We start from the raw sequence: 24,574 nt of genomic DNA, 5'->3' as shown, positions 1-24,574 counted from the left end.
AAGTCTGCAAAATGAAAAAGTACCTTTCCCTCTGTTTATTAATTGCATCCGTTTTTTTACTACAAAGCTTTACCACAGCAAAAAAACAGGCAAGAGTTTTAGTTTTTTCTAAAACCAAAGGCTTTAGGCATAACTCCATTGAAACCGGAAAAGAAGTAATACAAAAATTAGGGCTTGCTCATCATTTTGATATTGATACCACCGAAAATGCTGATGCTTTTACTGAAGATAACCTTAAAAAATATGCTGCTGTAATTTTTTTAAGCACTACCGGTGATGTTTTAGACAGCAAACAGCAAATAGCTTTCGAAAGATACATCCAGGCGGGTGGAGGTTATGTAGGCATCCATGCGGCCACCGATACAGAGTATGATTGGCCTTGGTATGGTAAATTGGCGGGGGCTTATTTTATCAGTCACCCAGCCGTACAAGAAGCAAAATTTATTATTAAAGACAAAAAACATCCCGCTACTAAATTCCTTACTGATTCGGTTTGGATCAGAAAAGATGAATTGTATAATTTTAAAGATATCAATCCAGATATTAAAGTACTAATTACCTTAGATGAGAAATCGTATACAGGTGGTAAAAACGGCGATTTTCACCCATTTAGCTGGTACCACAGTTTCGATGGCGGAAGAGCATTTTATACAGGTATGGGCCATACCAAAGAAGGCTGGGCCGACGAAAAATTTCAGAACCATTTATGGGGAGGAATTGAATACGCAATTGGCAGCCAGAAAAAATTAAACTACAGTAAAGCGCATTCTAAATTTTAAGTAACCATTGCACTTGTTGATTCATCATCAATAAGTGCAATGGTTTTATGTTTGTCGTTTCTTGTAATTAACCAAATAAATATAATTCAACATACAGAACGAAGCCACTGCACCAAAGGTATGCCACAAAAAGTGGGTACCGATGCTCAATATATCCCATTTATCGGCAATACGAAAAGTGAGTGCAAATACAAAAGCAACCAAAGCAAAACCAACCCATTTACCATTTTTCCATTCTGTTTTAATGAGGTAGCCAAACACAGGGAATAAAACAAGTGCTGCCATAAAAGCATAGTTGATGTTGATAAAAATCTGAAAATCGCCGTTACTGAAAAGCCGCCTTACATAAAACTGAAATAAGGCATACACTGCCACAATTAAAGCGGCGAAGTACCATTTTGTAAGTTTGGATAAAAAATAAATCCCCGCAGATAAACACAACAGCATTATAGGCATCCAGTCCATCATAATGAATATTGGCCAGCGCCTTAAGCCATGGTAAGTAGTGCCTCCTATCCCTCCAATATATAGCAATACCAACGCAATGCTGAGAAAAGTGTGCTGTTTAAAATTCCCCCAGAGTTTTATCGTCCAGTAAACGGCAATGGCCAAAAACAAGCAACTTGTTAGGGTATTAAACGGTTCGGGAAAAAGCTGGCTCAAATTGGTTTCGGTGTACATTGTACCGCCATCGGGAGGGTTTTGATTTAAAGCGCTCATGATAAGTTAACGTATACTGAAATTAAATGTTTCATGGATCAGTGTAACGATGAAGATGTAAAAATAATTTCGCATCTACATTTCCGGCAGATTAAATATCAATTAACCTCTACTTCAAAAATCGTATTTATTTGTACTTTAGTTTTAGCTAAGCTATACCATTATGAGCAAATTATTAATTGTTTTTTTATTCCTCTCTACCAGTATTTATGCCCAAACACCTCCTAAACCTTATGGTGCAGTGCCATCGAAAAGGCAATTGGCCTGGCATGATATAGAGGTATATGGCTTAATTCATTTTACACCCACTACCTTCGAAAGTAAGGAATGGGGTTTTGGTGATGCCGATCCGAAAACTTTTAATCCAACCGATTTTAATGCCGATCAGATTATTAAAGCAGCAAAGGCAGGCGGGTTAAGAGGGATTATTTTAGTGGCTAAACACCATGATGGCTTTGCGTTGTGGCCAACCAAAACCACTGAATATAACATTAGTAAAAGCCCATTTAGAGCAGGAAAAGGGAATTTAGTTAAAGAAGTAGAACAGGCTGTACGTAAAAACGGTTTAAAATTTGGTGTGTATTGCTCGCCATGGGACAGGAACAATGCGCTTTATGGCACCGATAAGTATCTTGCCATTTATCAGGCGCAATTAAAGGAACTCTACAGCAATTTTGGTGAGCTATTTATGAGCTGGCATGATGGTGCCAATGGTGGCGACGGATATTATGGCGGCGCAAAAGAAAAACGATCTATTGAAAATACCACATACTACGATTGGAAAAATACCTGGGCAATTACACGGAAAATGCAGCCAATGGCAAATATTTTTAGCGATATTGGTTTGGATATACGCTGGGTTGGCAATGAAGATGGTAATGCTTCAATAACGTCATGGGCCACTTTTACACCAATGGCACCTGATGGAAAAAGTGCAGCCGTACCTGGCCAGGCAAATTACCCGCAAAGCCCCGAAGGAATTAGAAATGGTAAATTCTGGATGCCGGCCGAATGTGATGTTCCTTTGAGGAAAGGCTGGTTTTATCACCCTAATGAAAAACCAAAAACACCAGAAGCTTTATTCGACCTGTATTTAAAAAGCGTTGGCCGTGGTGCAGGATTAGACCTCGGTTTAGCACCCGATACCCGTGGGCAGCTGCACAACGATGATGTTGCTGCACTAAAAACGTTTGGCGACATGGTGAAATATACTTTTGAGCATAATCTGGCTAAAAATGCATCAATCAAAACAAGCAATAGCCGGGGTAAAAAGTATAATGCGGCTAATCTGCTTGATGGCAAAAAGGAAAGTTACTGGGCCACAGAAGATGATGCCCATAAGGCAAGCATAGAACTGGATTTAAAAGCAGCCAAAACCTTTGATATCATTAGCCTGCAAGAATTTATTCCTTTAGGGCAACGAATTGAAGCTTACACTATTGAAATACTCGTAAATAACACCTGGAAAAAAGTTTACGATGGTACGAGCATCGGCGCAAAACGCTTAATTAAACTGGAGAGCCCTGTTACAACTAATAAAGTAAAAATCAACATTACCAAATCTCCGGTTTGTATTACTTTAAGTGAAATTGGGGTCTATAAAACCACCCATTAATTTTGATTTGCCCTGCTCAGGCTATCGCTGAGTTTAAAAGTGAGTTCGGCAACATTCGAAATTGCTTTTGATGTTTGCTTGCTGTATTTTGATACACTGTCTGCTTCAATATCTCTGAGCATCAAGGAAGCCGCGAGAGACATCTGCTTGGCAATTTCAGCTTTCTGAGAACGATCGTAGGCATCCAGTTGCTTAAGTTTAAGTGGCTGCATTTGCTTAATAATTTGCAGATTATTATTACTTGGCAAAGTACCATAATCATTAACTTCCTGTAATTTTTCTGCTTTTGATGAAGATACTTTTAAATATAAAAGCTGATTAAATGAAATTAGATTGTCGCTAAAGCTATCTCTTAACTTTTTATATTGTTCTGTTTGATAATTTGGCGTAAAAAACGCGATTCCGAAGGAGAAAGCAGCAAATAATATGAATACACCTGCATAACGAAGCTGTATGTTTTGCTGAGGTTCGGTTTTTAGCTTAAAACTTAATAGATAACAAAAAATAAAGCCAGCTATCATGCCTGCAATGTGTGTTGCGTTATCTGTTAATCTGGATAGCGAACCATTTAAAATAATTATTGCCGCTACAAAAACAGTACTGATCATTAATGCTTTGGTAGCATTCTTCTCAAAATTATTATTTAGCAAAAGGGCAATAAAAGCCCCCATTACGCCCATAACCGCCCCCGAGGCACCAAAAATATTGCCAGCCTCGTGAAACAGTAAACTGATGAAACCACCACAAATACCACTCAGCAAATAAATAGTAAGGAACTTTTTCCAGCCCAATTTATTTTCGACCATTAAGCCTAAATAGATTAAGGCGTACATATTAAAAAAGAGATGGGAAAATGATCCATGGATAAACAAACTGGATATTAACCTCCAATATTGGCCATCCAGTACCAAAAATTTATTGCTAACCCCAAAGTAAATCAACAGGGTTTGCATTTTCTCTACAAAACTCTCTTTAGAACCTGTTTGATAGGCTTGCGTTAATAAATATTGCCTGTAAACAAAGGTTGCAAAAGTCATTAAAAACCAATAGAGCACATTTAATATGACTAAAATTGGTGTAACCGTGTACCCTTTCTGTGGCAAAAATAAAAATAATGCATTTTTGATCTTATTCTTAATGGCTAGGGGTGCCCTTTCGAAATAAGCATCATCGGAAGTGGCTACAAACTCCTGAAATTTAGTTCTGCTTTCATCCCACGAATCTTTAAGATGAAACTCAACATATTCAAATTCATGAAAGAACTTTTCGAGGTTTAGCTCATTTTTACCATAATCATTCAATAGCAGCTGAATTCCTACACACTCACTTTTTACCACTGCAAAATTACGGACAATCCTGACTGAGATTTCTTCGCTATACGACTGAAAGGATAATGGTGTATAGGCTATAATCCCTGTTTCTGACAAGTGGCTTAACTTCCAACCCAGATTTTCGATCGCCTGCCTGGCAATAATTAAATATTTATCTGCCGGAAAATCGGCCAAAGGAATATATTTTTCAATTTTAGGCGAGTAACCCCAACTTACAGACATAGCGCGTTAATTTTTCTTCGCCACTAATATAATATAAGGTGATAGATTTTTGCTTTCGAAAGGGATAATCTTTGTAAATACTTTACCTGTTAACCAAACTGCTTTTTTAAATAAACGAACACCTGCAGATTTTTGGCTTTCATTCTCCAACCATACGCTAAAACGACCAAAATAGCCCGATTTTACTTCACTGAGACCAGCTTGCTCACATATTGATTTCAATAACGCGGGATCCATGCTATCGATATTATGTTTGTCGTAGTTTTCTTTATCAAAATTCTTTTGAAACCAACCGTTAACCGCTTTAAAATTTGGCAATGTAATAAATAAAGTGCCTCCAGGTTTTACAAAGGCAATGTGGCGGTTAATTATATCAGCAGTATCATTAAAATGTTCAATTAAACCACAGCTTAACACAAGATCGTACTGTTTTTCGGGCGTGTAGTTAAAAAGATCGGTTTCGATGATATGGATATCACTATCAGTTAAATTATTTTTCTCTAAAAGCTCGTTTACAACAGGTGGATGCACAAAGTAATCTAAAAGCGTAACATCAAGCTTAAAGTATTTTTTTAGGAATACCGCATAATAACCCGGGAAACCACCCAACTCAATGGCAGTTTTAACATTATTCTTTTGAATAACATCGGCCAGTTGCTGGTGAAATAAATAGTTTGAAGGTAACTGAACCGCTAGTCCTTTTTTACTTTCCCAATAATTTACCCAAAAAGCCCTGTCGGTTAATAAATTTGCCATGTTTTAAATAATTCCAACCCCAAAGAAACGGAAAAAAATGGTTAATTGTTAAAAGTGGTTAACTGTTTAAACTGTGAAAATGCGTTAAAAGCATATGCTTACTTCAAATCTTTCAATATTTCAGCTACTGCTATTTCCAGTTGAGGATCTTTATCTGCCAGCCGGTCTTCGAAAGTATTTTTTACAAAAATATCTGGTTTAACACCTTCCTTTTCGATATTCTTGCCATCCATAGTATAACAACCCCAGGATGGTAAACGGTATGAAGAACCATCAACCAAACCTTTAGCTGAAGTAAAAATAATCCACCTATAAGTTTCTGTTCCAACAATTTTTCCCAATTTCAGCTGTTTAAAACCCGCAGCAGTCATTTCTGCATCACTTAAAGATTGCTCATTAACCAACAGCACAATTGGCTTAGCCGCCGGACCAAAATTACTCTGCGGAGCCAATTTGCCACCACGGTATTTCCACTGGAGGTACGGCCGCTGAGAAAGAAATTTCAGCACATCATCATGTACATTTCCACCCGTGTTGTAACGCAGATCGAGAATAATAGCCTCTTTGTTTTCTTCCTGTGCAACCATATCCAAAAGAAAAGTTTCCAATTCGCCACCGCTCATATTTTTCATATAAGAATAGGCAATTCGGTTATTGCTCCATTTATCAACATTTATATGGTTTCGACTAATCCATTCATCGTAAAGATTTCCCCTCAAAGTACCCGAACTTTCTGGATGTAAATTAACAAATACATCCTTTCCATTACGTTTAAAGGTTAAGGTAATCTCTTTATCTAACGATGGCTTACTAAAATAATAATCGCGGTCTATTTTTTCATCAACATTAACACCATTCACTTCTGTTAAAATATCTCCTGGTAAAATATTCGTTCCGTTACGTGCAGCATTACTTTTTGCAGCCACACGTACAACCTTTAACGGGTTTTCGTTATCAAAAATAATCCCTGTTTCATTGGTGGTATAATTCAGATTTTTACGTTCTTCTGCGCCGGTACTGTTAAAACCCATGTGCGAAGAATTCAACTCGCCCAACATATCATTTAATAAAATTCTAAGGTCGCTCCGGTTATTTACATAAGGCAAATAAGCAGCATAACGCGTTCTCATTTTATCCCAATCAACACCATGGAATTTTTCATCATAGAAATTCTCATCCAAACCTACCCAGGTTTCGAAAAACATCTGGTTAAATTCTGCATTCAGATTTCTCGTAAATTTATAGTCGTGGTCTACCCGATCAAGTTTATTGCCTTCTAACGAGTACTTGTTAATTGTACCCCGCGATAAGACGTAAAATTTATCACTTGCTGAGATAATTGAATAATCGCCACCATCGGCCACCTTTTCGGTTTTATTGGCTTCGAAAGGCTCAATGGTAGTCCGGTAAAGCCCGGGAGCACCCCCTTCGTGGTTAGAGGAATAAAACACATAGGTTTTATCCCCTTTGGCAAAGGCATCAGTTCCGTATTGGCCACCAAAAGCCGGGCCAACCAGTTCAATGCGATCCAGAATATTCTGGGTATTAATTGTGATGATATTTGCCGGCTTTGGTGTTGGTTTTACCTCTGTTTTCTTTTTAGCGGTATCTGCTTTTGCTTTTTTAGTATTGGTTATTGCAGGCTTAACTTCGGTTGGGGCAGACTTGGTTTCTTTAAATAAATCATCAAATTTATCAGAGCGGTAAGCTTCATCATAATTATCCAATGCCATCCTGTAAATATGTGCATTGGCCATTCCTGTTGGATAAGATGGCTTGGTGCGTGCACTTGTAAAGAAGATATATTTTCCGTCTGGCGACCAGGCCGGCCCGGTTTCGGTAACACCGGTATTGGTTAAATTAATGGTTTTATTGCCTTTAATGTTGTGTACCATGATATCCTGTTCAAAGTTTCGATAAACGGTAAATAGTACATATTCATCATTAGGTGAAAAACTTGGTGCAGCATTTTGTAAAGCCCAAAACTCATCGGTTACTAAGGTTTTAGCTTCGAAAGTTTTAAGGTCCATCAGTTTAAGCTCATTTCTACCGCTCAGATACACGGCCATGGTTTTGGTTTTGTTCAGTGTAACATCGCGCACATTTGCTTTATCTTTGGTAAGCTGTTTTACCGATCCTTTTCCATCACCGGTAATGGTAAACCAATTTTGATAGCCGTTAGCGGTTTCGCTGAATAATATTGTTTTATTATCTGCAAGCCACTTACATTCGAGTGCCCGTTCACCACTATTTGTAATTTTCCGGATAAATTTTCCGTCAGCATCACTTACAAATACCTCACCCCTCGAAACAAAAGCCATTTTTTTACCATCGGTGGATACGTCAAATGCTGAGATATTTCCGCGTACTTCATACTCCTGCTCTTTACTCAAAACCTGGTTGCGGGATGTGCTGATATTCACCCTTTCTGCCTTTTTTGAGGTTACATCATAAGTATACAATTGATAATCCTTTTCAAAAACAACGGTGGTTCCATTGGCCGATACAAAGGGGCGTTTAATAGATGTATCAAAATTAGTAAGTCCGGTTTTTTTACCTCCAATAAACGTGTAAAGATTGTATTCTTCATTGCCTTCATCCGATACGAAAAATATGTTTCCTTTTTGATCGATGCTCGTCCAGAAATCTTTTCCGATATAATCGGTATAGCGTTTATAACTTTTTGATTTTGGATTATACGATTGAATATCAGGATTATATGCCCCTTTATAATGTTTGCGGTTTGCAAATCGATAACTTTCCCATGTATCGTTAAAAAACAGCTCACCATCAGGCGATTCGGCAATATGATGAGTAGTATTAAAATAATTATCGAACAACCGTTTGGCTGTACCTCCAGTTACACTTACTTTATAGCTTGAAAAAGAATTGTATCGGCCGGAAGTAAAATAGATCGTTTTCGAATCCCAGCTCCAGTTGTCTACTTCATCCGCAGCATCATTAAATGTTAGTTGTTTAATGTCGCCACCCGTTAAAGGCATCACATACACATCATAATTGCCAAACTGATTGGATGAAAAAGCCATCCATTTGCCATCGGGAGATATTTTAGGGTTAATTTCTTCGCCCTGCATCGCTGTAACCCTTGCCGCTACACCACCTTTTACAGGTACTTTCCAAATATCACCATCATAGCTGAATACTATTGTTTGTGCATCGGGCGTTAAAGCAGGGTATGCCGCGAAATACGTTTGGTTTTGAGCAAAAGAATGAACAGGCAACAAAAACGCCAGTGTTGCAAGCGATTTTAACAGGGATTTGATCATGATTTATTTTGTTTGGCTTTGATGCATGAACCCGGCTTGTTTAAAATAATCATTAATTTCAAACATGATTATTTTAAACATCAAAGGCTCCATCCTACAATTAAAAAGCATTAAAAAATATTAGGATGAAATTACGCAACAGATTTTATATTCGTAAACAATAAAATGTATTTTTGATTGATTTGAAAGTTGTACACCTAAATACCTATGATGGAAATGGCGGAGCAGGGCGGGCCTGTTTGCGCTTAAGTGACGCCCTAAAGGCCAATGGGATCGATTCAAAAGTATTGGTTTACTACAAATTTGGCCAAAACCCAAAAATAGATACTTTTAGCAATTCGCCTTTCCAAAAAGCAAAAGCAATTTATAACATTTTATCTGAAAGGTATTACGCCAAATGGCTAAGTAAATCGGTAAAAACACCCTTTAGTTTACAGTGGTTTGGCCGTTCGGTAATTAACCATCCCGATGTTAAAAATGCCGATATTATTCATTTACATTGGGTAAACCACGGTTTTCTTAACCCAAAATTTTTAGCGCAGCTTGATGAACTGGAAAAACCAATTGTATGGACATTTCATGATAGTAATGCCTTTACAGGTGGATGCCATGTGCGTTATGGTTGCGAAAACTTTCATCAACAATGTGGCAATTGCCCAATTTTGAAAATTAGCGGCAAAGATGATATTTCGCACAAAACCTGGCTACGCAAGCAAAAAGCTTATACCAGTTTAAACTTTCACATTGTTGCACCAAGCAAATGGATGGCTGCTTCAATAAAATTTAGCAGTTTATTGGGCACCAGAAAAGCCACAGTAATTCCAAATACCATTGAAACAAAAATTTTTAAACCCTACGTTAAATCAGAAGCTAAAAAAATCCTGAAAATTAATCCGGATAAATTTGTGCTGATGAGCGGATTTATGCCCTCAAAAAATGATAAACACAAAGGAACGCCTTATTTAATTGAAGCGTTAGAAATTTTATCCCGAAGGGCTGGAATACAGAAAGAAAATATCGAAATCGTAATCTTCGGCAATAAAGAAAATGCCGAAATGCCAGAATTCCCTTTTAAAACCACTTTTTTAGGCACCATTAATAAAGATGACCATTTAGCCAAATGTTACTCTGCTGCAGATGCTTTTATTACCCCTTCATTAGAAGATAACCTGCCGAATACTGTGATGGAAAGTTTATCATGTGCTACACCTGTTGTTGCTTTTACCACAGGTGGTATTCCAGATATGGTTAAACATATGCAAAACGGTTACCTGGCCGAATATCAGAATGCAGAGGACCTGGCAAATGGAATTGAATGGCTTTACCACCGCCCAAATAAAGAAGAAATACAAAAAGCAGCAAGACTAAGCATTTTAACTGATTTCTCTGAAGAAGTAATTGCGGCAGAACATATTCATTTTTACGAAACATTGATTGATTTACAGCCGAAATAGAGTTAATCTTTTAAGAAATTTATATTTTGGTTTGCAAAATCTCATTTTCGTTTTAACAAACATAAATTCTGTCAACTTTATTAATTTATATCCTCTGAAACTGTTAAATGGAAAGCATCACTAATTATTCTGAAAGTATTAAAGCATTAAAATCAGCAATTTTATCAAGTCGGTATAAAGCTGCTACTTTAGTAAATAAGGAACTTTTACTATTATACTTTACCGTTGGTAAATTCATTTCAGAAAAGATAAAGAAAGAGAAATGGGGTGCAAAAGTTATTGATAACCTTTCTACCGATTTACAGGCTGAACTACCAGGCCTACGTGGATTTTCGGCAACAGGGATTAAAAGAATGAGATTCTTTTTCGAATCATGGCAAGAATATTTTCTTATTGAGCCATTGGTAAAAGGCTCAACTTCAAATATTGACATTGAGGAACTTGTATTTAGTCCAACAGTGTTGACCAAATTACAAAACACTGATCATGAGCTATTTAAAATCAGACCAACACTGTTGGCCCAAATTGAAAATCATTTCTTTAAGCTTAGTTTTTCACATCACATTGAGCTAGTTCAAAGTACTGAAACCTTGGATGAAAAGATATACTACATCCAAAAAACAGCAACCGAATTTTGGAGTTTAGCTACGCTAAAACACCAGCTCAAAAATAAATCATTTAGCAATTTTGGCAGTTTACCTAACAACTTTTCAAAAACAATTTACAATGATGATATAAGACAGAAAGCATTACAAGCTTTTAAAGATGAATATTTACTGGACTTCATCAATATTGAAGATGCTGACGAAAATGATGAACGCGTTTTAGAAAGTGAAATCGTACATAATGTTAAAAAGTTTTTAATGTCTTTAGGTTCTGATTTTGCTTTTATCAGTAACCAGTACAGATTGATTGTTGAAGAAGAAGAATATTTTTTAGATCTATTATTTTTTAACCGCCGTTTACAATGCTTGGTTGTTTTTGAATTGAAAACCGGGAAATTCAAGCCTGAATATTTAGGTAAAATGAATTTTTATTTATCCGCATTGGATGAATACATTAAACAGCCACATGAACAACCCTCAATAGGCATAATACTTTGCAAAGAAAAGAAAAATAAGATTGTAGAATTTTCATTTCGTGATTTTAATAAAGCCATGGGTGTTTCTACCTACAAAACCAGCAATGAATTACCACAAGCCTATAAAGGGCTATTACCGGATGTTGAAACTTTGAAAAAACTAATGGATTAGACTAAATCGCATTTAGTACCCCATTACGCTTAAGAAAAACGAATTGTTTACATAACTTCATTTTTACATCTGGAAAGAAAAATTGAGTAATCTTTATTAAATTTACTCCAATCCAAAAAAGCCATCCCTTGCCAAAGCTAACAGTCATCACTATTGTATACAATAACGTTCGCGATATCGAACGTACCCTCCAATCTGTTCTTAACCAAACATATAAAAAAATTGAATATATTGTAATCGACGGAGCATCAACAGATGGCACTTTACAGGTTGTTCAGCGTTATAAGGATCAGCTTACTAAAATTGTATCGGAGCCCGATAAGGGTATTTATGATGCCATGAACAAGGGGCTGGCACTAGCTACAGGTGATTATGTTTTATTTATGAACTTCAGGAGATGAGATTTATGATAACCATACCGTAGAAGATGTTTTTGCATCGGCTCCAGGTGCCGACATTTATTATGGAGAGACTGAAATGTACAACGACAACTGGGAAAACCTGGGCCGAAGAAGGCATGAAGCACCAGAAAAATTCGATTGGACCAGTTTTAAATATGGCATGAATATAAGCCATCAGGCGATTTATATCAGAAGAAGCATTATTACGCCTTATGATTTAACTTATAAATACAGCTCAGATATTGATTGGATTATAAAAGCAGCAAAAAAAGCATCTAATATTGTAAATGTTCACCGCTATGTAGCCAAATACCTTGTAGGCGGCATGAGCAAGAAAAAACACCGAGAGAGTTTAAAAGAACGGTTTAAAATATTCACCAAATATTATGGCCTAATTCCTAATATTTTTAACCACATCGTTATTGCTAGTAATCTGGCCTTATATTTTGTTAAGCACCGTAGAACAAATGACTAATATTTGTCTGTCATTCTAAACTTACTTCAGAATCTGTCAGGCTTGAAAATAGGCAGAACTGATATCCCTAAACTAAGGTTAACTATTATCTCTAAAAAAAGATGCTGAAACAAGTTCAGCACAACGATCCGGCTAGGCATATCTTCCCCCTAATCTCAAATTTATAAAAACAATAATTTTCCTCAACTGTCTTTAATACATCACCTATTAAAAATTTAAAGATTATGGGACAATTAAGTAACCGCACTATTGCTGTACTTTCAGAAAGCGGATTTGAAGAAGTAGAATTAACCGAACCAGTTAAAAGGTTAAAAGAAGAAGGAGCTACCGTTCACATTATCTCCTCAAAAAGTGGAAAAATTAAAGCTTGGGATCAAGATCACTGGTCGATCGAAGTAGATGTAGATAAAACTATTTCTGAAGCAAATGCAGAGGATTATCATGGTTTGCTTTTACCTGGCGGCGTAATTAACCCTGATCAGTTACGTGTTAATGAAGATGCAATTGCTTTTGTAAAAACATTTTTTGCTGATGGAAAACCTGTAGCAGCGATTTGCCACGGACCACAGACATTAATTAATGCTGATGTACTTCAGGGTAGAAAAATGACATCCGTGAAAAATATTTCACAGGATTTGATCAATGCCGGAGCCATTTGGTCTGATGAAGAAGTTGTGGTAGACCAAGGTTTTGTAACCAGCCGCACACCAAAAGATTTACCTGCTTTTAACGATAAAATTGTAGAGGAATTTGCCGAGGGTGTTCATGAAGGGCAACACGCCTAAAAACTTTGGACGCTCTTTCTAGATTCACTCAAAAACGGTTGGCAAAATTGCCAGCCGTTTTTATTTTTATTTCTGTGTTCCAGAAGATGTTACCTAACCACTTATAATTTAACTTGCCTGATGATATTTTTAATGTTCAATTCAATAATATCGGTCATGGTTTTACAACGCAGGTAGTTTGTATCCTTAAAATAATCACTCATACTTTGTTTTAGCAAAGCGATGTTTTCAGGGGTAGTTAATTCTTCTTTATTCGAAACATCTCTTAAATCGGTTAACCGGTGCCTTTCAGCTCCGTACTCGGTGCACAATCGATGATCTTTCTTCCTGTTGATATTGCAGCACTGTTTTTTCAGTTAACTGTTCCATGCTCATTTTTACATAAGGCAGGTTCTCCTTAAAAAACTGGGGCAGATATACCTTTAAATTTCCCTCATAAAATTGCTGGTCAAAATCAATTGCACGGATCCTGAATTGAATATCATCAAAATCAGGCGTAATCTGTACCACAAAATTATAGGCCCGCATGTCGCCCAAAAGCATAATTAAACAACGCTCGTTAAACTTTACAAACTCTTTTGCAATACGGGTAGGGTTAAATTCAGGAGTATACAGCTGGCCTTTGGTAAAAACATCACCCGGAATTCCTGCAATGTGTTCCTCAACCAAAGTATTGCCATCAACAAGATAATTGACTTGGTTTGGCGAAAGAATTTCTTCCATTTCCAGGCCATAAATACGCGAGGCATCGGCTTTCTTGATATAAAAATAATCGTAAACATCATTTAAACGGTTTACAATGCGGATACGGAAAGGATGGGTATTTCCGAAAGTACAATATTCAATTTTATCAATGTACTTGTGCTCTACAATTCGCAGGTTTCCTGAAGCTTTTAGGTTGGCATAAATTTCCTTCAAACCATCATGTAAAGTTTCAATTAAGTCTTGCGCATAGATAGGGCCTTCCCAAAGTGAATCTTTACCAAACTTATCCATTAAAGGAAAAGCCTCGTTAAACTGCATTAAATCATTGTAACCGATGGGTAGTTTTGCTTCACGCTGGTAAGTGCGCAAATATTTTTGCAAAGCAGGTGTAACCGGAAAAATCGGCTTCTTTTTTGAAATTTTTACATCATTGTTTTCCATGTAGAGGCAATTTACCATTTTAAAAATTTAACCGCAAAGGCCGCTAAGTTTTACGCGAAGAAGTAAAAGAAAAAAACAGTAGTGCGAACTTTGCGGTTAAAACTTGGGATAACTAAATGGCAAGCCGCTTAAATACCTGCTGATTTTACGGTAAGGATAATTGCCGGCACCGTGATCTGCAAACTGTACAATTATGGTATTTGTTTTAGGATCTATATATAACCTTTGCCCAAGCATCCCCTCTGCCGCGTAATCACCATTTTCTCCTTCCTGCGGAATCCACCAGAGATAATGATGTGCAGACTTTTGCCAACCTTTGGCAGAGGCAGGTAGTTCTTTACCGATATTGATTGATTGATTAACCCAACGCTCCGGTACCACCTGTTTTCCGTTATATCTGCCATTATTTAGAAATAATCGCCCAATTTTTGCAAAATCAATGCCCGTAACCTGAAAACGGCTTGCGGTATTTGTTAAACCATCAACCTGATCTAAACCCCAGGTAGCATTATATTCTGCACCAATTTTTTGCCAAACATTCGCCTCAAAGTATTGCGCTACCGATTTCCCAGTTGCATTTTTTAAAACCCAGCCTAACAAAATTGGGTCAATGCTCTTGTATTTCCAAACTGTGCCGGGTTTATTTGCCAGCTTAACTTTCATCAGCTGTGCTTTCATATCATCCGTATAATAATACTTGGCCTCATCCGAAAAAAATGCTTTCACAATTCCACCCAAGGCATCCTGAAATTCCAGTCCGGATTTCATATCCAGAAGATTTTTTAACGTAACCTGCTCAAAAGCTGGATTTGATTCTAATTCGGGAATGTATCTGGTTACTTTATCATTTAAGTTTTTAATTGAACCATCTTCTAAAGCTTGACCAATCATGATGGAAATTATACTTTTAGCTCCAGAAAATATACTTGTTAGCGTGCTATCGCTATATCCATTATGATACCTTTCGTATAGCACACTATCGTTCCTGATCACCATAAAAAGATTGATTTCTCCGTTTTTTATATATTCTTTTAAAGGAATAGATCGATTGTCACCATCCAAAACATGGAGAGTATCTAAGTCATCACGTTGCTTACCAGTTCTGATAAAATGAAAAATGGAGTCACTTTTATGCGAAACTTCCTGAGGAAAGATTTTATACGTTTCTGCATTTGGAGTTCTATACTTTATAACATTTAATAAATAAGGCTTCCAAAGGAATAATACGAACAGCGAGAAGAAAAAAGTATAGATTAAGATTAAAAGCGTTTTTTTTAAGATCTTCATTAGATAGGCGTTGTACAGGCAAATATAAAATATTTAGGTATTTATGCCTGCTTAGCCAATTGATTTATTGCAAAAGAACTTGCATTTTTAGGCTGATATTTCCACCTTTTATGGCTCCACAACCAATATTCAGGCCTGGCCTTGATCATTTCTTCCAAAAAACGGGTATGCATTTCTGTAATTTCAAATTCAGCAGTTCCGGCCGGATTTAAACAAAGCGGTATACAATCTACACTATAAAAGCCCCGTTTAAGTACATTGATTTTAAAATAAAATATTGGCTGATTGGTTCTTTTAGCAATTTTTTCTATACCCAATTGAACAGAACTCGGTTGATTCATAAAAGTTGTCCAATAATGTGATTCATCTTTTGAAGGTGCCTGATCGTTCCCAAAACTAAATATGCTCGGCTTATCTTTGCTCGCCTGTAAAGCCCTCATGGTTTGGCGCATGGCAATTAATTTATTTCCGAATTTACTGCGCACTTTTTTAAACCAGTTATCAAAAGTAGGATTTGTTAATGGCTTATAAATTGGATAATGATCTGCATTAAAATTAAGTCCAATACCCAAAGTACCCCATTCCCAGTTGCCATAATGTGCCGCACAGATCAATACGCTTTGACCCCGATCTAAGTATTTTTGAACTTGCTCCTTGTTGTGAAATGTAAAACGCTTTTCTATTTCCTCTGTCGAAATACTTTTCATCTTAATAACTTCGAAAACCAAAGAAGCCAGATAGCGGTAAAAACGTTTTTCTATAGTGATAATTTCTTTTAATGACTTATTAGGAAGGGCCTTTAACAAATTTGTTCTCACTACTTTCTGCGATAGCCGAAAACAAAATACAGCAGTAAGTAAGCGCCATCAGCCAACACGTATAATACAGATAATGGAAGCAAAGATAATACGCCTAAAAAAAATATCCCCAGATGGGAAATCCCCTTTTTAATCATACCAGAATGAGTTGAAATGCTAATTTAAAAAGCAAGCCAAAAAATTATGCCACGAAAATGTTAGTTTTCCAGATAAGACAAAAAGATGAATTTACGCAATTGCATCCATCATATTTTCATCTCTTTGGATGATTGCAGAAATTTTTGGTTCAGGTTTGTACTTCCATCTGCGGTGGCTCCACAACCAATAAGCAGGCGCGTCTTTAATCATATCCTCTAAGAAATGTGTATGCATTTCGGTGATTTCGAATTCGGCAGTTTCAGAAGGATTTAAGCAGATCGGCACACAATCTACCTCATAATAACCTCGTTTTAAATGGTTTATCTTTAAATAAAAAACCGGACGATTGGTTTTCCTGGCGATTTTCTCTACCCCTAACTGAATAGATGATTCTTGATTTAAAAAAGTTGTCCAATAATTCGATTCCTCTTTTCCAGGGGCCTGGTCGCTACCAAAAGTAAACATGGTTGGTTTATTTTTGCTGGATTGAATAGCCCGTAACGTTTGACGCATGGATACCATATGGTTACCAAATTTACTCCTCATGGTCAAAAACCAATTGTCAAAAACATCACTGCTCAGTGGCTTATAAATTGGGTAGTGTTCGCCCGAAAAGTTTAAGCCAATGGCCATACAAACCCACTCATAATTTCCATAATGGGAAGAGCAAAAAAGTACACTCTCGTTGTTTTTAAGATAAGCCTCTACCAGATCCTTATTTTTAAACCTTACTCTTTTATTCAACTCATTTTTAGAAATACTTTTCATTTTGATCACTTCGATAAAAAGAGACGACAAAAATTTATAAAATCGCTTTTCTATAGCATAAATCTCAGCGGTATTTTTTTCGGGGAATGCATTATTGAGATTTTCTTTGACTACTTTTCTTCTATAACCAAAAACATAAAATATCAATACATAAAAAGCATCTGCCAGTAGGTATAAAATAAATAATGGCAATAGCGAGAGCATATTTAATAAAAATATACCCGCTTTGGATAACCCTTTATTAATCATGATGTGGGATAATTAGTTTGCTTTTATAAATGCAAAATTACAGTCACAGTTAAAATCAATTGCCATCAAACTGTTAGTTTTTTATTCCTACAGGTTTTATGAAAAAACCATGACAAAAAAAGATTGTCCTGATTAAAAATTGCTTATTAACAGGCACTTATCTAATGTTATTGCTCCGCTTAATAGCATCCCAACCTATTTAACGGCCCACATTTTACAAACCTTCTTGTTATGGTATTCGCTGATTTATCAAAGGGAATTTAACGAAAGAAAAACTAACATTAATAAATTTCGGCTATAATTGTCTTCCTAAATATTTACGCTGGTAGCTCAGAAATATTTAACCCCTATAATTAATAACTTCATTGCTGCTTTACTAAAAATTACCAATGCCAAAACCATTAAACGCAAAAAAGCCCCGATTTACATCGAGGCTTTAATTAGCTATATTTTAAGTCTCCTTTAAGACATTAAGCAAATTGCTTTCCTTTAACTTTACGTTCTTGCTCAGTTAAATAGATTTTACGTAAACGCATGCTAGCAGGTGTAACCTCGATATACTCATCAGCTTGGATGTACTCCATAGCCTCTTCTAAAGAGAATTTAATTGCTGGTGCAATACGGGTATTATCATCAGTACCAGAAGCACGCATGTTTGTTAATGCTTTACCTTTTACCACGTTTACCACTAAATCGTTATCGCGGATGTGCTCACCCATAATCTGACCTTCGTAAACATCAGTTCCCGGATCAACAAAGAAACGACCTCTATCCTGTAATTTATCAATTGAATAAGCAGTAGTTTGTCCTTTTTCCATTGAAACCAATACTCCATTCAAACGACCAGGGATTGTACCCTTCCAAGGCTCGTAAGCTTTAAAACGGTGTGCCATAATTGCCTCACCAGCAGTAGCAGTTAATACGTTGTTACGCAAACCGATAATACCACGAGAAGGGATTTCGAATTCTAAGTGCTGTAAATCGCCTTTTGGCTCCATAATTAACAACTCACCTTTACGCTGAGTTACCAATTCAATTACTTTACCAGAAACTTCACCCGGAACATCAACAATTAGTGTTTCAATTGGCTCATGTTTTTTACCATCGATTTCTTTAACGATAACCTGTGGCTGACCAACCTGAATTTCGTAACCTTCACGACGCATGGTTTCGATTAGTACTGATAAGTGGAGAATACCACGACCGTAAACCAACCATGAATCTGGAGATGCTGTTTCAACAACTTTTAAAGCTAAGTTTTTCTCAGTTTCTTTGATCAAACGTTCTTTAATACGTTGAGAAGTTACCAATTTACCTTCTTTACCGAAAAATGGAGAGTTGTTAATGGTAAACAACATATTCATTGTAGGCTCATCGATGCTGATTACAGGTAGTTGTTCTGGTGCTTCAAAATCAGCGATAGTATCACCAATATCAAATCCATCAATACCTACAACTGCACAAATATCACCTGAACTTACTTCTGTGGTACGGATTTTTCCTAAACCTTCGAATGTATATAGTTCTTTTACTCTTGTTTTTACAATTTTACCATCGCGTTTAATTAAAGTAACCGGTTGGTTTTCTTTAATTGTACCACGGTGAACACGACCAATTGCAATACGACCTACGAAAGATGAATAATCCAATGAGGTGATTTGCATCTGTAAAGTACCGTCGTTAATTGGTGCTGGTGGAATGTTAGCCACAACTGCATCCAATAAAGCAAAAATATCAGTAGTTGGTTTTTGCCAGTCAGTACTCATCCATCCTTGTTTAGATGAACCGTAAATTACAGGGAAGTCTAATTCCTCTTCTGTAGCTTCAAGGTTAAAGAACAATTCGAAAATCTGCTCATAAACCTCTTCTGGGCGACAGTTTTCTTTATCCACTTTGTTTACCACCACAATCGGTTTTAAACCAAGGGCTAAAGCTTTTTGCGTTACGAAACGCGTTTGAGGCATTGCACCTTCAAAAGCATCGCAAAGTAAAAGTACACCATCTGCCATTTTCAAAACACGCTCTACCTCACCGCCGAAATCCGCGTGACCAGGAGTGTCAATAATGTTAATTTCCACGTCTTTGTATTGAACCGAAACGTTTTTAGATACAATCGTGATACCACGTTCGCGTTCTAAATCGTTGTTATCCAATATCAAATCTCCTGTTTGTTCGTTGTCACGAAAAATAGAACAAGAATGTAAAATCTTATCAACCAAAGTAGTTTTGCCGTGGTCAACGTGTGCTATAATAGCTATATTTCTAATCTTTTGCATAAAATGCGCCTCAAATTTGGCGCAAAGATAGTGTTTTGAAATGGATTTTCTACTATATCTCTCACTATTTAATATGATGATAATGTTGTAATTATCTCATTTTTAAATGGAACGAAAAGCAATACTTTTTTTATTTCCCAAATGATCTTTTGCAAAAACTTCTTCAAAATATTAAACTTAATTTAGCATAGCGAAACACCTATCCATATTCGAAAACAAATGAAAATTATACCCCATACCGTAAAAGATATTCAAATTGCCGAAGTAGCTTCAGAAGAATTAATTATTAAGCACGCAGAAGATGGATTAGACTTATTGGGCAACCTATATTACCAGGGATTTGACAAAATAATTATCCATCAACAAAACATTATACCTGCTTTTTTTGATCTTAAAAACGGAATGGCAGGAGAAATTCTTCAGAAGTTTTCAAATTATCGGGTAAGCTTGGCCATTATTGGTGATTTTAGCGCATACCAGAGCAAAAGCATTAAAGATTTTATGTACGAAAGCAATAAAGGTAACCACATTAACTTTCTAAGTTCAACCGCCGAGGCTTTATCGAAACTTGCTGGTTAATCATTTGCTAATGCCAACCAATCCTTGTACGAAATTACACCCAAACCTGGCCTTGCCGCCCCTTCCAAAATGGCAATAAACTCCAATGCATGCCCGTCAGGATTATTAAAATAAATAGCCAAAGCGGGCATCCAGGCAAAAACCATCGGTTCGTTATTGCCATTGTTGAGAAAATTATAGGGCTTTAGGTTTTTAGATTCCAGAAAGCCGACAGATTTATTTAGCACATCATCCACATCGCAGCTAAAAGCAAAATGCCTGATATCAATCTCATTCTTTGGCTTTTCCCAAATCCCCAGCATAGCCTCTTTCGGCTTGCCGATCCAGAAAAAAGCAATTTTGCGTTCCTCTTCATAATGGCATTGCGTTAAACCTAAAACATTGCTGTAAAAATTTATCGATCTTGCCAAATCTTCAACATATATATGCGTTTCAAATAGTCCTTTTATCATATTATGAAGGTAGATATAAGTTGTAGCCCCAAAAAATCATGTTTATCGATATACTTATCGACAAAATTGATAGCACCACATTAATTTTATTTCTAGCTTTATTGAATAAGCCAGCTGTTTATAGAAAGTTTTAATTTTTGCCTGATGAAAGTTTTTAAAACCCTAGCATTTATAATTATTGCCAGTTTTATTTTAATGGTTTCTCCTGCTTACGTTTTCGCACAGAAAGCATTTGAATATGAATACTATGTAGGTAAAACCAAAGATATGACCATTAAGCTTTCCTTGGCAGATGGTTATATTGCAGCCAGCGAAATTAGAACCGTTGGTTTTAAAAGCAAAAAAACTTCCCGGTTTTTAACCGAAACAGGTTATGAACAAGCTGACCTGAAAATGAAGTTTTACCACTACTCCGCTTCACAAAAAGAATTTCCTGAATATTTTATCGTTGATAACATTAGAGATGCCTACAGAGCAGCTGCCGAAAGAAATGCATGGCAAATATTATTTTAAAAACGAGGTAATTGCCTTTACCTTAAAAATTATAGCAGGCCATCGTTAGGGGATCAATCAACATTGTGTATATTAATGGCATAGATTGAGAAGTTTATATTAAAAAGCATGACTAAAAAGATTCTCCGCTATACCCGCAATTCGCTTTTTATACTGATAGGTTTTATCCTGTTTTACTTTCTCTGCGCCTTTTGTTTCTCCCGGATAACCATCAATAAAAACCCGGCAAACAAAAAGGAAATTACCATTTATATCATGACGAACGGTGTACATACAGATATCATCGTTCCGGCAGTTACCCAAGAAATTAACTGGACAAAAGAAATCAGTTATAAGAATACGCTGGAAGCCGATAGCACGTACCAATACCTGGCTATGGGTTGGGGAGATAAAAAATTCTACCTCGAAACACCCGAGTTTTCGGATCTAAAACTCAGTAATGGCCTTAGGGCTATTTCTGGCTTAAGCACTTCTGCAATGCACACTACCTATTACCAAAATGTACAGATAGATGTGAACTGTAGAAAAATCCTAATCAGCAAAGCGCAGTACAAACAGCTCATTAATTACATCTTAGCGAGTTTTAAAAAAGATGACGCCGGGCATTTAATCAATGTCAAATCGAACATCCATTACGATATCGGTGATGCTTTTTATGAAGCAAAAGGAAGTTATAGCATTTTTAAAACCTGTAATACCTGGGCAAATGCAGCATTAAAATCATGCGGACAAAAAAGTTGCCTGTGGACCATTTTTGACACCGGTATTTTCCTGAAATACAATGATAAAGATTACGTAAAATAGTTATACAGCATACTTTACACCTTTAAACAATTAGCCGTACAACTTTTAATAAGGTATTAACCAGATAGCTTAAAGCATTAATTTTATTCCTAAACGAAGTATAATTTTAACGCCATGCTGTTTAACTCCTTTAGCTTTGCGGTTTTTTTACCAATTATTTTTGTGCTGTACTGGGCATTAGGAAAAGAACGCTTAAAAGCCCAAAACCTATTATTGTTGGCTGCAAGCTATTTCTTTTATGCCTGCTGGGATTGGCGTTTCCTATTTCTACTCATCTTCTCTACCCTATTGGATTATTTTACAGGTTTAAAGATGGCCGAAAGCAAAAATAGCAAGTCTAAAAAATTTTGGTTCTGGTTAAGCATCTCGATTAACCTGGGCTTTTTGGGTGTGTTTAAGTATTATAATTTCTTTGCAGATTCTTTTGCCGAAGCCATTGCCAATTTTGGCCTTCGGGTAAACCCATGGACGCTAAAAGTGATTTTGCCAGTCGGGATTTCTTTTTATACATTTCATGGTTTATCTTACGTTATCGACATTTACAAAAACCGGATAACCGCAGAGAAAAATTTTGTTGATTATTCATTATTTGTGAGTTTTTTCCCTTTACTGGTAGCCGGGCCAATTGAACGGGCAACACATTTGCTTCCTCAAATAAAAAAAGAACGATCGTTTGATTACAGTAAAGCAATTGACGGTTTAAGACAGATTTTATGGGGATTATTTAAAAAAATTGTGATTGCAGATCAATGTGCCAATTATGCAAATTTAATTTTCAACCATTCTGCAGATTATTCAGGAAGTACATTATTGCTTGGTGCCATCTTTTTTGCCTTTCAGATTTATGGTGATTTTTCCGGTTATTCTGATATCGCCCTCGGTACAGCAAGGTTATTTGGGATAGAACTGCTGAGGAATTTTGCTTACCCTTATTTCTCCAGAGATATTGCCGAATTTTGGCGCAGGTGGCACATCTCACTATCTACATGGTTTAGAGATTATTTATATATCCCCCTGGGAGGAAGCAAAGGCGGCACCTGGATAAAAATACGGAACACTTTTATCATCTTTTTGGTAAGTGGTTTCTGGCATGGTGCAAACTGGACATTCATGATCTGGGGACTGCTGAACGCACTTTACATTATGCCTTCGATTATTTTTAATACCAACCGATCAAACCTTGATACTGTTGCGCAAGGGCGGACGTTTCCAAGCTTAAAAGAATTTATTTCAATGATATTAACATTTGCGCTAACTGTTTTTGCCTGGATATTTTTCAGGGCAAATTCTGTTCAACATGCATTTAATATCCTATCATCAATTGGTTCCGAATCATTTTTCAGCCTTCCAGAAATACTGCCTGTTAAATTATTCCTTTTACTGGCCTTATTTATCCTGATAGAATGGAATGGCAGGATGGAACAATACGCTATATCAAAATTTGCTTTATCGTGGCCAAAACCGATAAGATGGGGCATTTATTATGGCCTTGTATTGGCGATTTTCTTTTTTGCCGGAGCAGAACAGCAATTTATTTACTTTCAATTTTAATGGTGATGAAAAAATTCATTAAATATATAAGCGTTTTCCTCCTTCCGATCATTTTAATGGGTTTTATTTTTGAACTACTGATCAGAAGAATTCCAAACGATTATGAATACAAAAAAAATTACCTCGATCACCATGCGGAGGAAGTAAATACCTTATTTCTTGGCAGTTCTCATGTTTATTATGGCATTGATCCTAAATATATCAAATCGAGTTTTAACGCAAGTTATATTTCACAGTCATTCGATTACGATCTCGAAATATTAAGGAAATATGAGCATAAGTGGAAAAACTTGAAATATATTGTTATTCCGGTGGATTATTTTTCATTTTACGGCCGTTTAGAGAACAGCCCGGAAGCCTGGCGGGCAAAAAATTACCGCATTTATTACGATATCAACACCGATCATAAGATTTTCAACGGTACAGAAATGCTAAGCAACAAACTCGGTGTTAATCTAACTCATCTTTACAGTTATTACCTCAAAGGTGAAAATGATATCAGTTGCAGTAATTTAGGCTGGGGATGGAGCTATAAGGCAGTAAAACATAAAAATCTAATTAAAAGCGGTACAGCAGCAGCAGCAAGGCATACAGCAAAAAATAACCTTCAATATGCTACCAACCTACATTTATTGGATAAAATAATTGCATTTGGTGAGCAAAAACACATCAAAATTTTATTATTTACAAGTCCGGCGTATAAATCTTATGTAACACATTTGAGTAAACAGCAATTAAATGCCACACTTTCTACCATCAAAAAATTAAACAGCGCACATCAAACCATCAAATACTATAACCTATTGCAAGATAGCACGTTCCAGGCACAAGATTTTTACGATGGTGATCACCTGAATGAAATCGGCGCAAAAAAGCTGAGTTTAAAAATGAATGTTCTTTTGGGGAAAATCTAAA

General features: G+C 36.4%; 21 protein-coding genes and 1 pseudogene. 12 read left to right on the top strand and 10 right to left on the bottom strand.

The window, feature by feature from the left end; all coding sequences use genetic code 11:
* Positions 1 to 11: 11 nt before the first annotated feature.
* Positions 12 to 779: a ThuA domain-containing protein gene (locus AC0IWE_RS02305; protein WP_471791748.1), complete on the top strand. Its 768-nt coding sequence runs from the start codon at positions 12 to 14 to the stop codon at positions 777 to 779.
* A 45-nt stretch (positions 780 to 824) separates the two neighbouring features.
* Here AC0IWE_RS02305 and AC0IWE_RS02300 read toward each other — a convergent pair whose 3' ends face one another.
* Positions 825 to 1,499, bottom strand: a complete 675-nt coding sequence (locus AC0IWE_RS02300; RefSeq protein WP_055908680.1) for a hypothetical protein — start codon at positions 1,497 to 1,499, stop codon at positions 825 to 827.
* Positions 1,500 to 1,662: 163 nt separating this feature from the next.
* Here AC0IWE_RS02300 and AC0IWE_RS02295 point away from each other — a divergent pair, with 163 nt between their 5' ends.
* Positions 1,663 to 3,114, top strand: a complete 1,452-nt coding sequence (locus AC0IWE_RS02295; RefSeq protein ID WP_471791747.1) for an alpha-L-fucosidase — start codon at positions 1,663 to 1,665, stop codon at positions 3,112 to 3,114.
* On the opposite strand, the gene AC0IWE_RS02290 is transcribed toward AC0IWE_RS02295, so the two are convergent.
* The 3 genes from AC0IWE_RS02290 to AC0IWE_RS02280 form a co-directional block, all read right to left on the bottom strand.
* Positions 3,111 to 4,667, bottom strand: coding sequence for a rhomboid family intramembrane serine protease (locus AC0IWE_RS02290; protein ID WP_471791746.1), 1,557 nt, complete (start codon positions 4,665 to 4,667; stop codon positions 3,111 to 3,113). The genes AC0IWE_RS02295 and AC0IWE_RS02290 overlap by 4 nt on opposite strands.
* Before the next feature lie 6 nt (positions 4,668 to 4,673).
* A complete protein-coding gene (locus AC0IWE_RS02285) occupies positions 4,674 to 5,423 on the bottom strand; it encodes a class I SAM-dependent methyltransferase (RefSeq protein ID WP_471791745.1) in 750 nt (249 codons plus the stop codon).
* A 98-nt stretch (positions 5,424 to 5,521) separates the two neighbouring features.
* On the bottom strand, positions 5,522 to 8,710 hold the full coding sequence (locus tag AC0IWE_RS02280; protein WP_471791744.1) for a S41 family peptidase: 3,189 nt from the start codon (positions 8,708 to 8,710) through the stop codon (positions 5,522 to 5,524).
* Between the two features lie 182 nt (positions 8,711 to 8,892).
* On the opposite strand from AC0IWE_RS02280, the gene AC0IWE_RS02275 reads away from it, so the two are divergent.
* The 5 genes from AC0IWE_RS02275 (at position 8,893) to AC0IWE_RS02255 (ending at position 13,078) form a co-directional block, all read left to right on the top strand.
* On the top strand, positions 8,893 to 10,164 hold the full coding sequence (locus AC0IWE_RS02275) for a glycosyltransferase family 4 protein (RefSeq protein ID WP_471791743.1): 1,272 nt from the start codon (positions 8,893 to 8,895) through the stop codon (positions 10,162 to 10,164).
* A 107-nt stretch (positions 10,165 to 10,271) separates the two neighbouring features.
* Positions 10,272 to 11,417, top strand: a complete 1,146-nt coding sequence (locus AC0IWE_RS02270; protein WP_471791742.1) for a PDDEXK nuclease domain-containing protein — start codon at positions 10,272 to 10,274, stop codon at positions 11,415 to 11,417.
* Positions 11,418 to 11,545: 128 nt separating this feature from the next.
* Positions 11,546 to 11,818 carry a glycosyltransferase gene (locus AC0IWE_RS02265; protein WP_471791741.1) on the top strand — a complete coding sequence of 91 codons (273 nt, stop codon included), beginning with the start codon at positions 11,546 to 11,548 and terminating at the stop codon, positions 11,816 to 11,818.
* A 76-nt stretch (positions 11,819 to 11,894) separates the two neighbouring features.
* On the top strand, positions 11,895 to 12,293 hold the full coding sequence (locus AC0IWE_RS02260) for a glycosyltransferase family protein (RefSeq protein ID WP_471791740.1): 399 nt from the start codon (positions 11,895 to 11,897) through the stop codon (positions 12,291 to 12,293).
* Positions 12,294 to 12,517: 224 nt separating this feature from the next.
* The gene (locus tag AC0IWE_RS02255) at positions 12,518 to 13,078 is read left to right on the top strand and encodes a type 1 glutamine amidotransferase domain-containing protein (RefSeq protein WP_471791739.1); all 561 of its coding nucleotides are present in this window, start codon (positions 12,518 to 12,520) and stop codon (positions 13,076 to 13,078) included.
* Positions 13,079 to 13,179: 101 nt separating this feature from the next.
* Here the strand turns inward: AC0IWE_RS02255 and AC0IWE_RS02250 are convergent.
* The 5 genes and pseudogenes from AC0IWE_RS02250 to typA form a co-directional block, all read right to left on the bottom strand.
* A pseudogene (locus tag AC0IWE_RS02250) lies at positions 13,180 to 14,224 on the bottom strand (hypothetical protein).
* A 96-nt stretch (positions 14,225 to 14,320) separates the two neighbouring features.
* Positions 14,321 to 15,511 (bottom strand): serine hydrolase domain-containing protein, encoded by a 1,191-nt coding sequence (locus AC0IWE_RS02245; RefSeq protein WP_471791738.1) that lies wholly within the window; start codon positions 15,509 to 15,511, stop codon positions 14,321 to 14,323.
* Positions 15,512 to 15,552: 41 nt separating this feature from the next.
* A complete protein-coding gene (locus AC0IWE_RS02240) occupies positions 15,553 to 16,329 on the bottom strand; it encodes a lysophospholipid acyltransferase family protein (protein ID WP_471791737.1) in 777 nt (258 codons plus the stop codon).
* Positions 16,330 to 16,557: 228 nt separating this feature from the next.
* On the bottom strand, positions 16,558 to 17,484 hold the full coding sequence (locus tag AC0IWE_RS02235) for a lysophospholipid acyltransferase family protein (RefSeq protein WP_471791736.1): 927 nt from the start codon (positions 17,482 to 17,484) through the stop codon (positions 16,558 to 16,560).
* A gap of 470 nt (positions 17,485 to 17,954) precedes the next feature.
* Positions 17,955 to 19,760 (bottom strand): translational GTPase TypA, encoded by a 1,806-nt coding sequence (gene typA / locus AC0IWE_RS02230; RefSeq protein WP_471791735.1) that lies wholly within the window; start codon positions 19,758 to 19,760, stop codon positions 17,955 to 17,957.
* Positions 19,761 to 19,979: 219 nt separating this feature from the next.
* Here typA and AC0IWE_RS02225 point away from each other — a divergent pair, with 219 nt between their 5' ends.
* Entirely contained in the window at positions 19,980 to 20,339 is a 360-nt protein-coding gene (locus tag AC0IWE_RS02225) for a DUF4180 domain-containing protein (protein ID WP_471791734.1), read from the top strand.
* On the opposite strand, the gene AC0IWE_RS02220 is transcribed toward AC0IWE_RS02225, so the two are convergent.
* A complete protein-coding gene (locus AC0IWE_RS02220; RefSeq protein WP_471791733.1) occupies positions 20,336 to 20,791 on the bottom strand; it encodes a VOC family protein in 456 nt (151 codons plus the stop codon). The genes AC0IWE_RS02225 and AC0IWE_RS02220 overlap by 4 nt on opposite strands.
* Before the next feature lie 144 nt (positions 20,792 to 20,935).
* Here AC0IWE_RS02220 and AC0IWE_RS02215 point away from each other — a divergent pair, with 144 nt between their 5' ends.
* The 4 genes from AC0IWE_RS02215 (at position 20,936) to AC0IWE_RS02200 (ending at position 24,573) form a co-directional block, all read left to right on the top strand.
* The gene (locus AC0IWE_RS02215) at positions 20,936 to 21,304 is read left to right on the top strand and encodes a hypothetical protein (RefSeq protein ID WP_471791732.1); all 369 of its coding nucleotides are present in this window, start codon (positions 20,936 to 20,938) and stop codon (positions 21,302 to 21,304) included.
* A gap of 108 nt (positions 21,305 to 21,412) precedes the next feature.
* Positions 21,413 to 22,108 carry a TIGR02117 family protein gene (locus AC0IWE_RS02210; protein WP_471791731.1) on the top strand — a complete coding sequence of 232 codons (696 nt, stop codon included), beginning with the start codon at positions 21,413 to 21,415 and terminating at the stop codon, positions 22,106 to 22,108.
* A 114-nt stretch (positions 22,109 to 22,222) separates the two neighbouring features.
* Positions 22,223 to 23,659, top strand: coding sequence for an MBOAT family O-acyltransferase (locus AC0IWE_RS02205; RefSeq protein WP_471791730.1), 1,437 nt, complete (start codon positions 22,223 to 22,225; stop codon positions 23,657 to 23,659).
* A 5-nt stretch (positions 23,660 to 23,664) separates the two neighbouring features.
* Complete coding sequence (locus tag AC0IWE_RS02200) at positions 23,665 to 24,573, top strand: hypothetical protein (RefSeq protein ID WP_471791729.1); 909 nt, start codon at positions 23,665 to 23,667, stop codon at positions 24,571 to 24,573.
* The last annotated feature ends 1 nt before the right edge of the window (position 24,574 follow it).

Source organism: Pedobacter sp. AC402 (assembly GCF_979252805.1).
Note: the sequence above shows the minus strand (reverse complement) of the source record. Positions and strands in the feature narration are given on the sequence as shown.

Coding starts and splice junctions, on each gene's coding strand:
- AC0IWE_RS02245 (WP_471791738.1), bottom strand. CDS start 15,511: ATGAAGATCTTAAAAAAAACGCTTTTAATCTTAATCTATACTTTTTTC.
- AC0IWE_RS02290 (WP_471791746.1), bottom strand. CDS start 4,667: ATGTCTGTAAGTTGGGGTTACTCGCCTAAAATTGAAAAATATATTCCT.
- AC0IWE_RS02210 (WP_471791731.1), top strand. CDS start 21,413: ATGACTAAAAAGATTCTCCGCTATACCCGCAATTCGCTTTTTATACTG.
- AC0IWE_RS02295 (WP_471791747.1), top strand. CDS start 1,663: ATGAGCAAATTATTAATTGTTTTTTTATTCCTCTCTACCAGTATTTAT.
- AC0IWE_RS02280 (WP_471791744.1), bottom strand. CDS start 8,710: ATGATCAAATCCCTGTTAAAATCGCTTGCAACACTGGCGTTTTTGTTG.
- AC0IWE_RS02205 (WP_471791730.1), top strand. CDS start 22,223: ATGCTGTTTAACTCCTTTAGCTTTGCGGTTTTTTTACCAATTATTTTT.
- AC0IWE_RS02260 (WP_471791740.1), top strand. CDS start 11,895: ATGTACAACGACAACTGGGAAAACCTGGGCCGAAGAAGGCATGAAGCA.
- AC0IWE_RS02220 (WP_471791733.1), bottom strand. CDS start 20,791: ATGATAAAAGGACTATTTGAAACGCATATATATGTTGAAGATTTGGCA.
- AC0IWE_RS02300 (WP_055908680.1), bottom strand. CDS start 1,499: ATGAGCGCTTTAAATCAAAACCCTCCCGATGGCGGTACAATGTACACC.
- AC0IWE_RS02255 (WP_471791739.1), top strand. CDS start 12,518: ATGGGACAATTAAGTAACCGCACTATTGCTGTACTTTCAGAAAGCGGA.
- AC0IWE_RS02225 (WP_471791734.1), top strand. CDS start 19,980: ATGAAAATTATACCCCATACCGTAAAAGATATTCAAATTGCCGAAGTA.
- AC0IWE_RS02215 (WP_471791732.1), top strand. CDS start 20,936: ATGAAAGTTTTTAAAACCCTAGCATTTATAATTATTGCCAGTTTTATT.
- AC0IWE_RS02235 (WP_471791736.1), bottom strand. CDS start 17,484: ATGATTAATAAAGGGTTATCCAAAGCGGGTATATTTTTATTAAATATG.
- AC0IWE_RS02285 (WP_471791745.1), bottom strand. CDS start 5,423: ATGGCAAATTTATTAACCGACAGGGCTTTTTGGGTAAATTATTGGGAA.
- AC0IWE_RS02305 (WP_471791748.1), top strand. CDS start 12: ATGAAAAAGTACCTTTCCCTCTGTTTATTAATTGCATCCGTTTTTTTA.
- AC0IWE_RS02200 (WP_471791729.1), top strand. CDS start 23,665: ATGAAAAAATTCATTAAATATATAAGCGTTTTCCTCCTTCCGATCATT.
- typA (WP_471791735.1), bottom strand. CDS start 19,760: ATGCAAAAGATTAGAAATATAGCTATTATAGCACACGTTGACCACGGC.
- AC0IWE_RS02270 (WP_471791742.1), top strand. CDS start 10,272: ATGGAAAGCATCACTAATTATTCTGAAAGTATTAAAGCATTAAAATCA.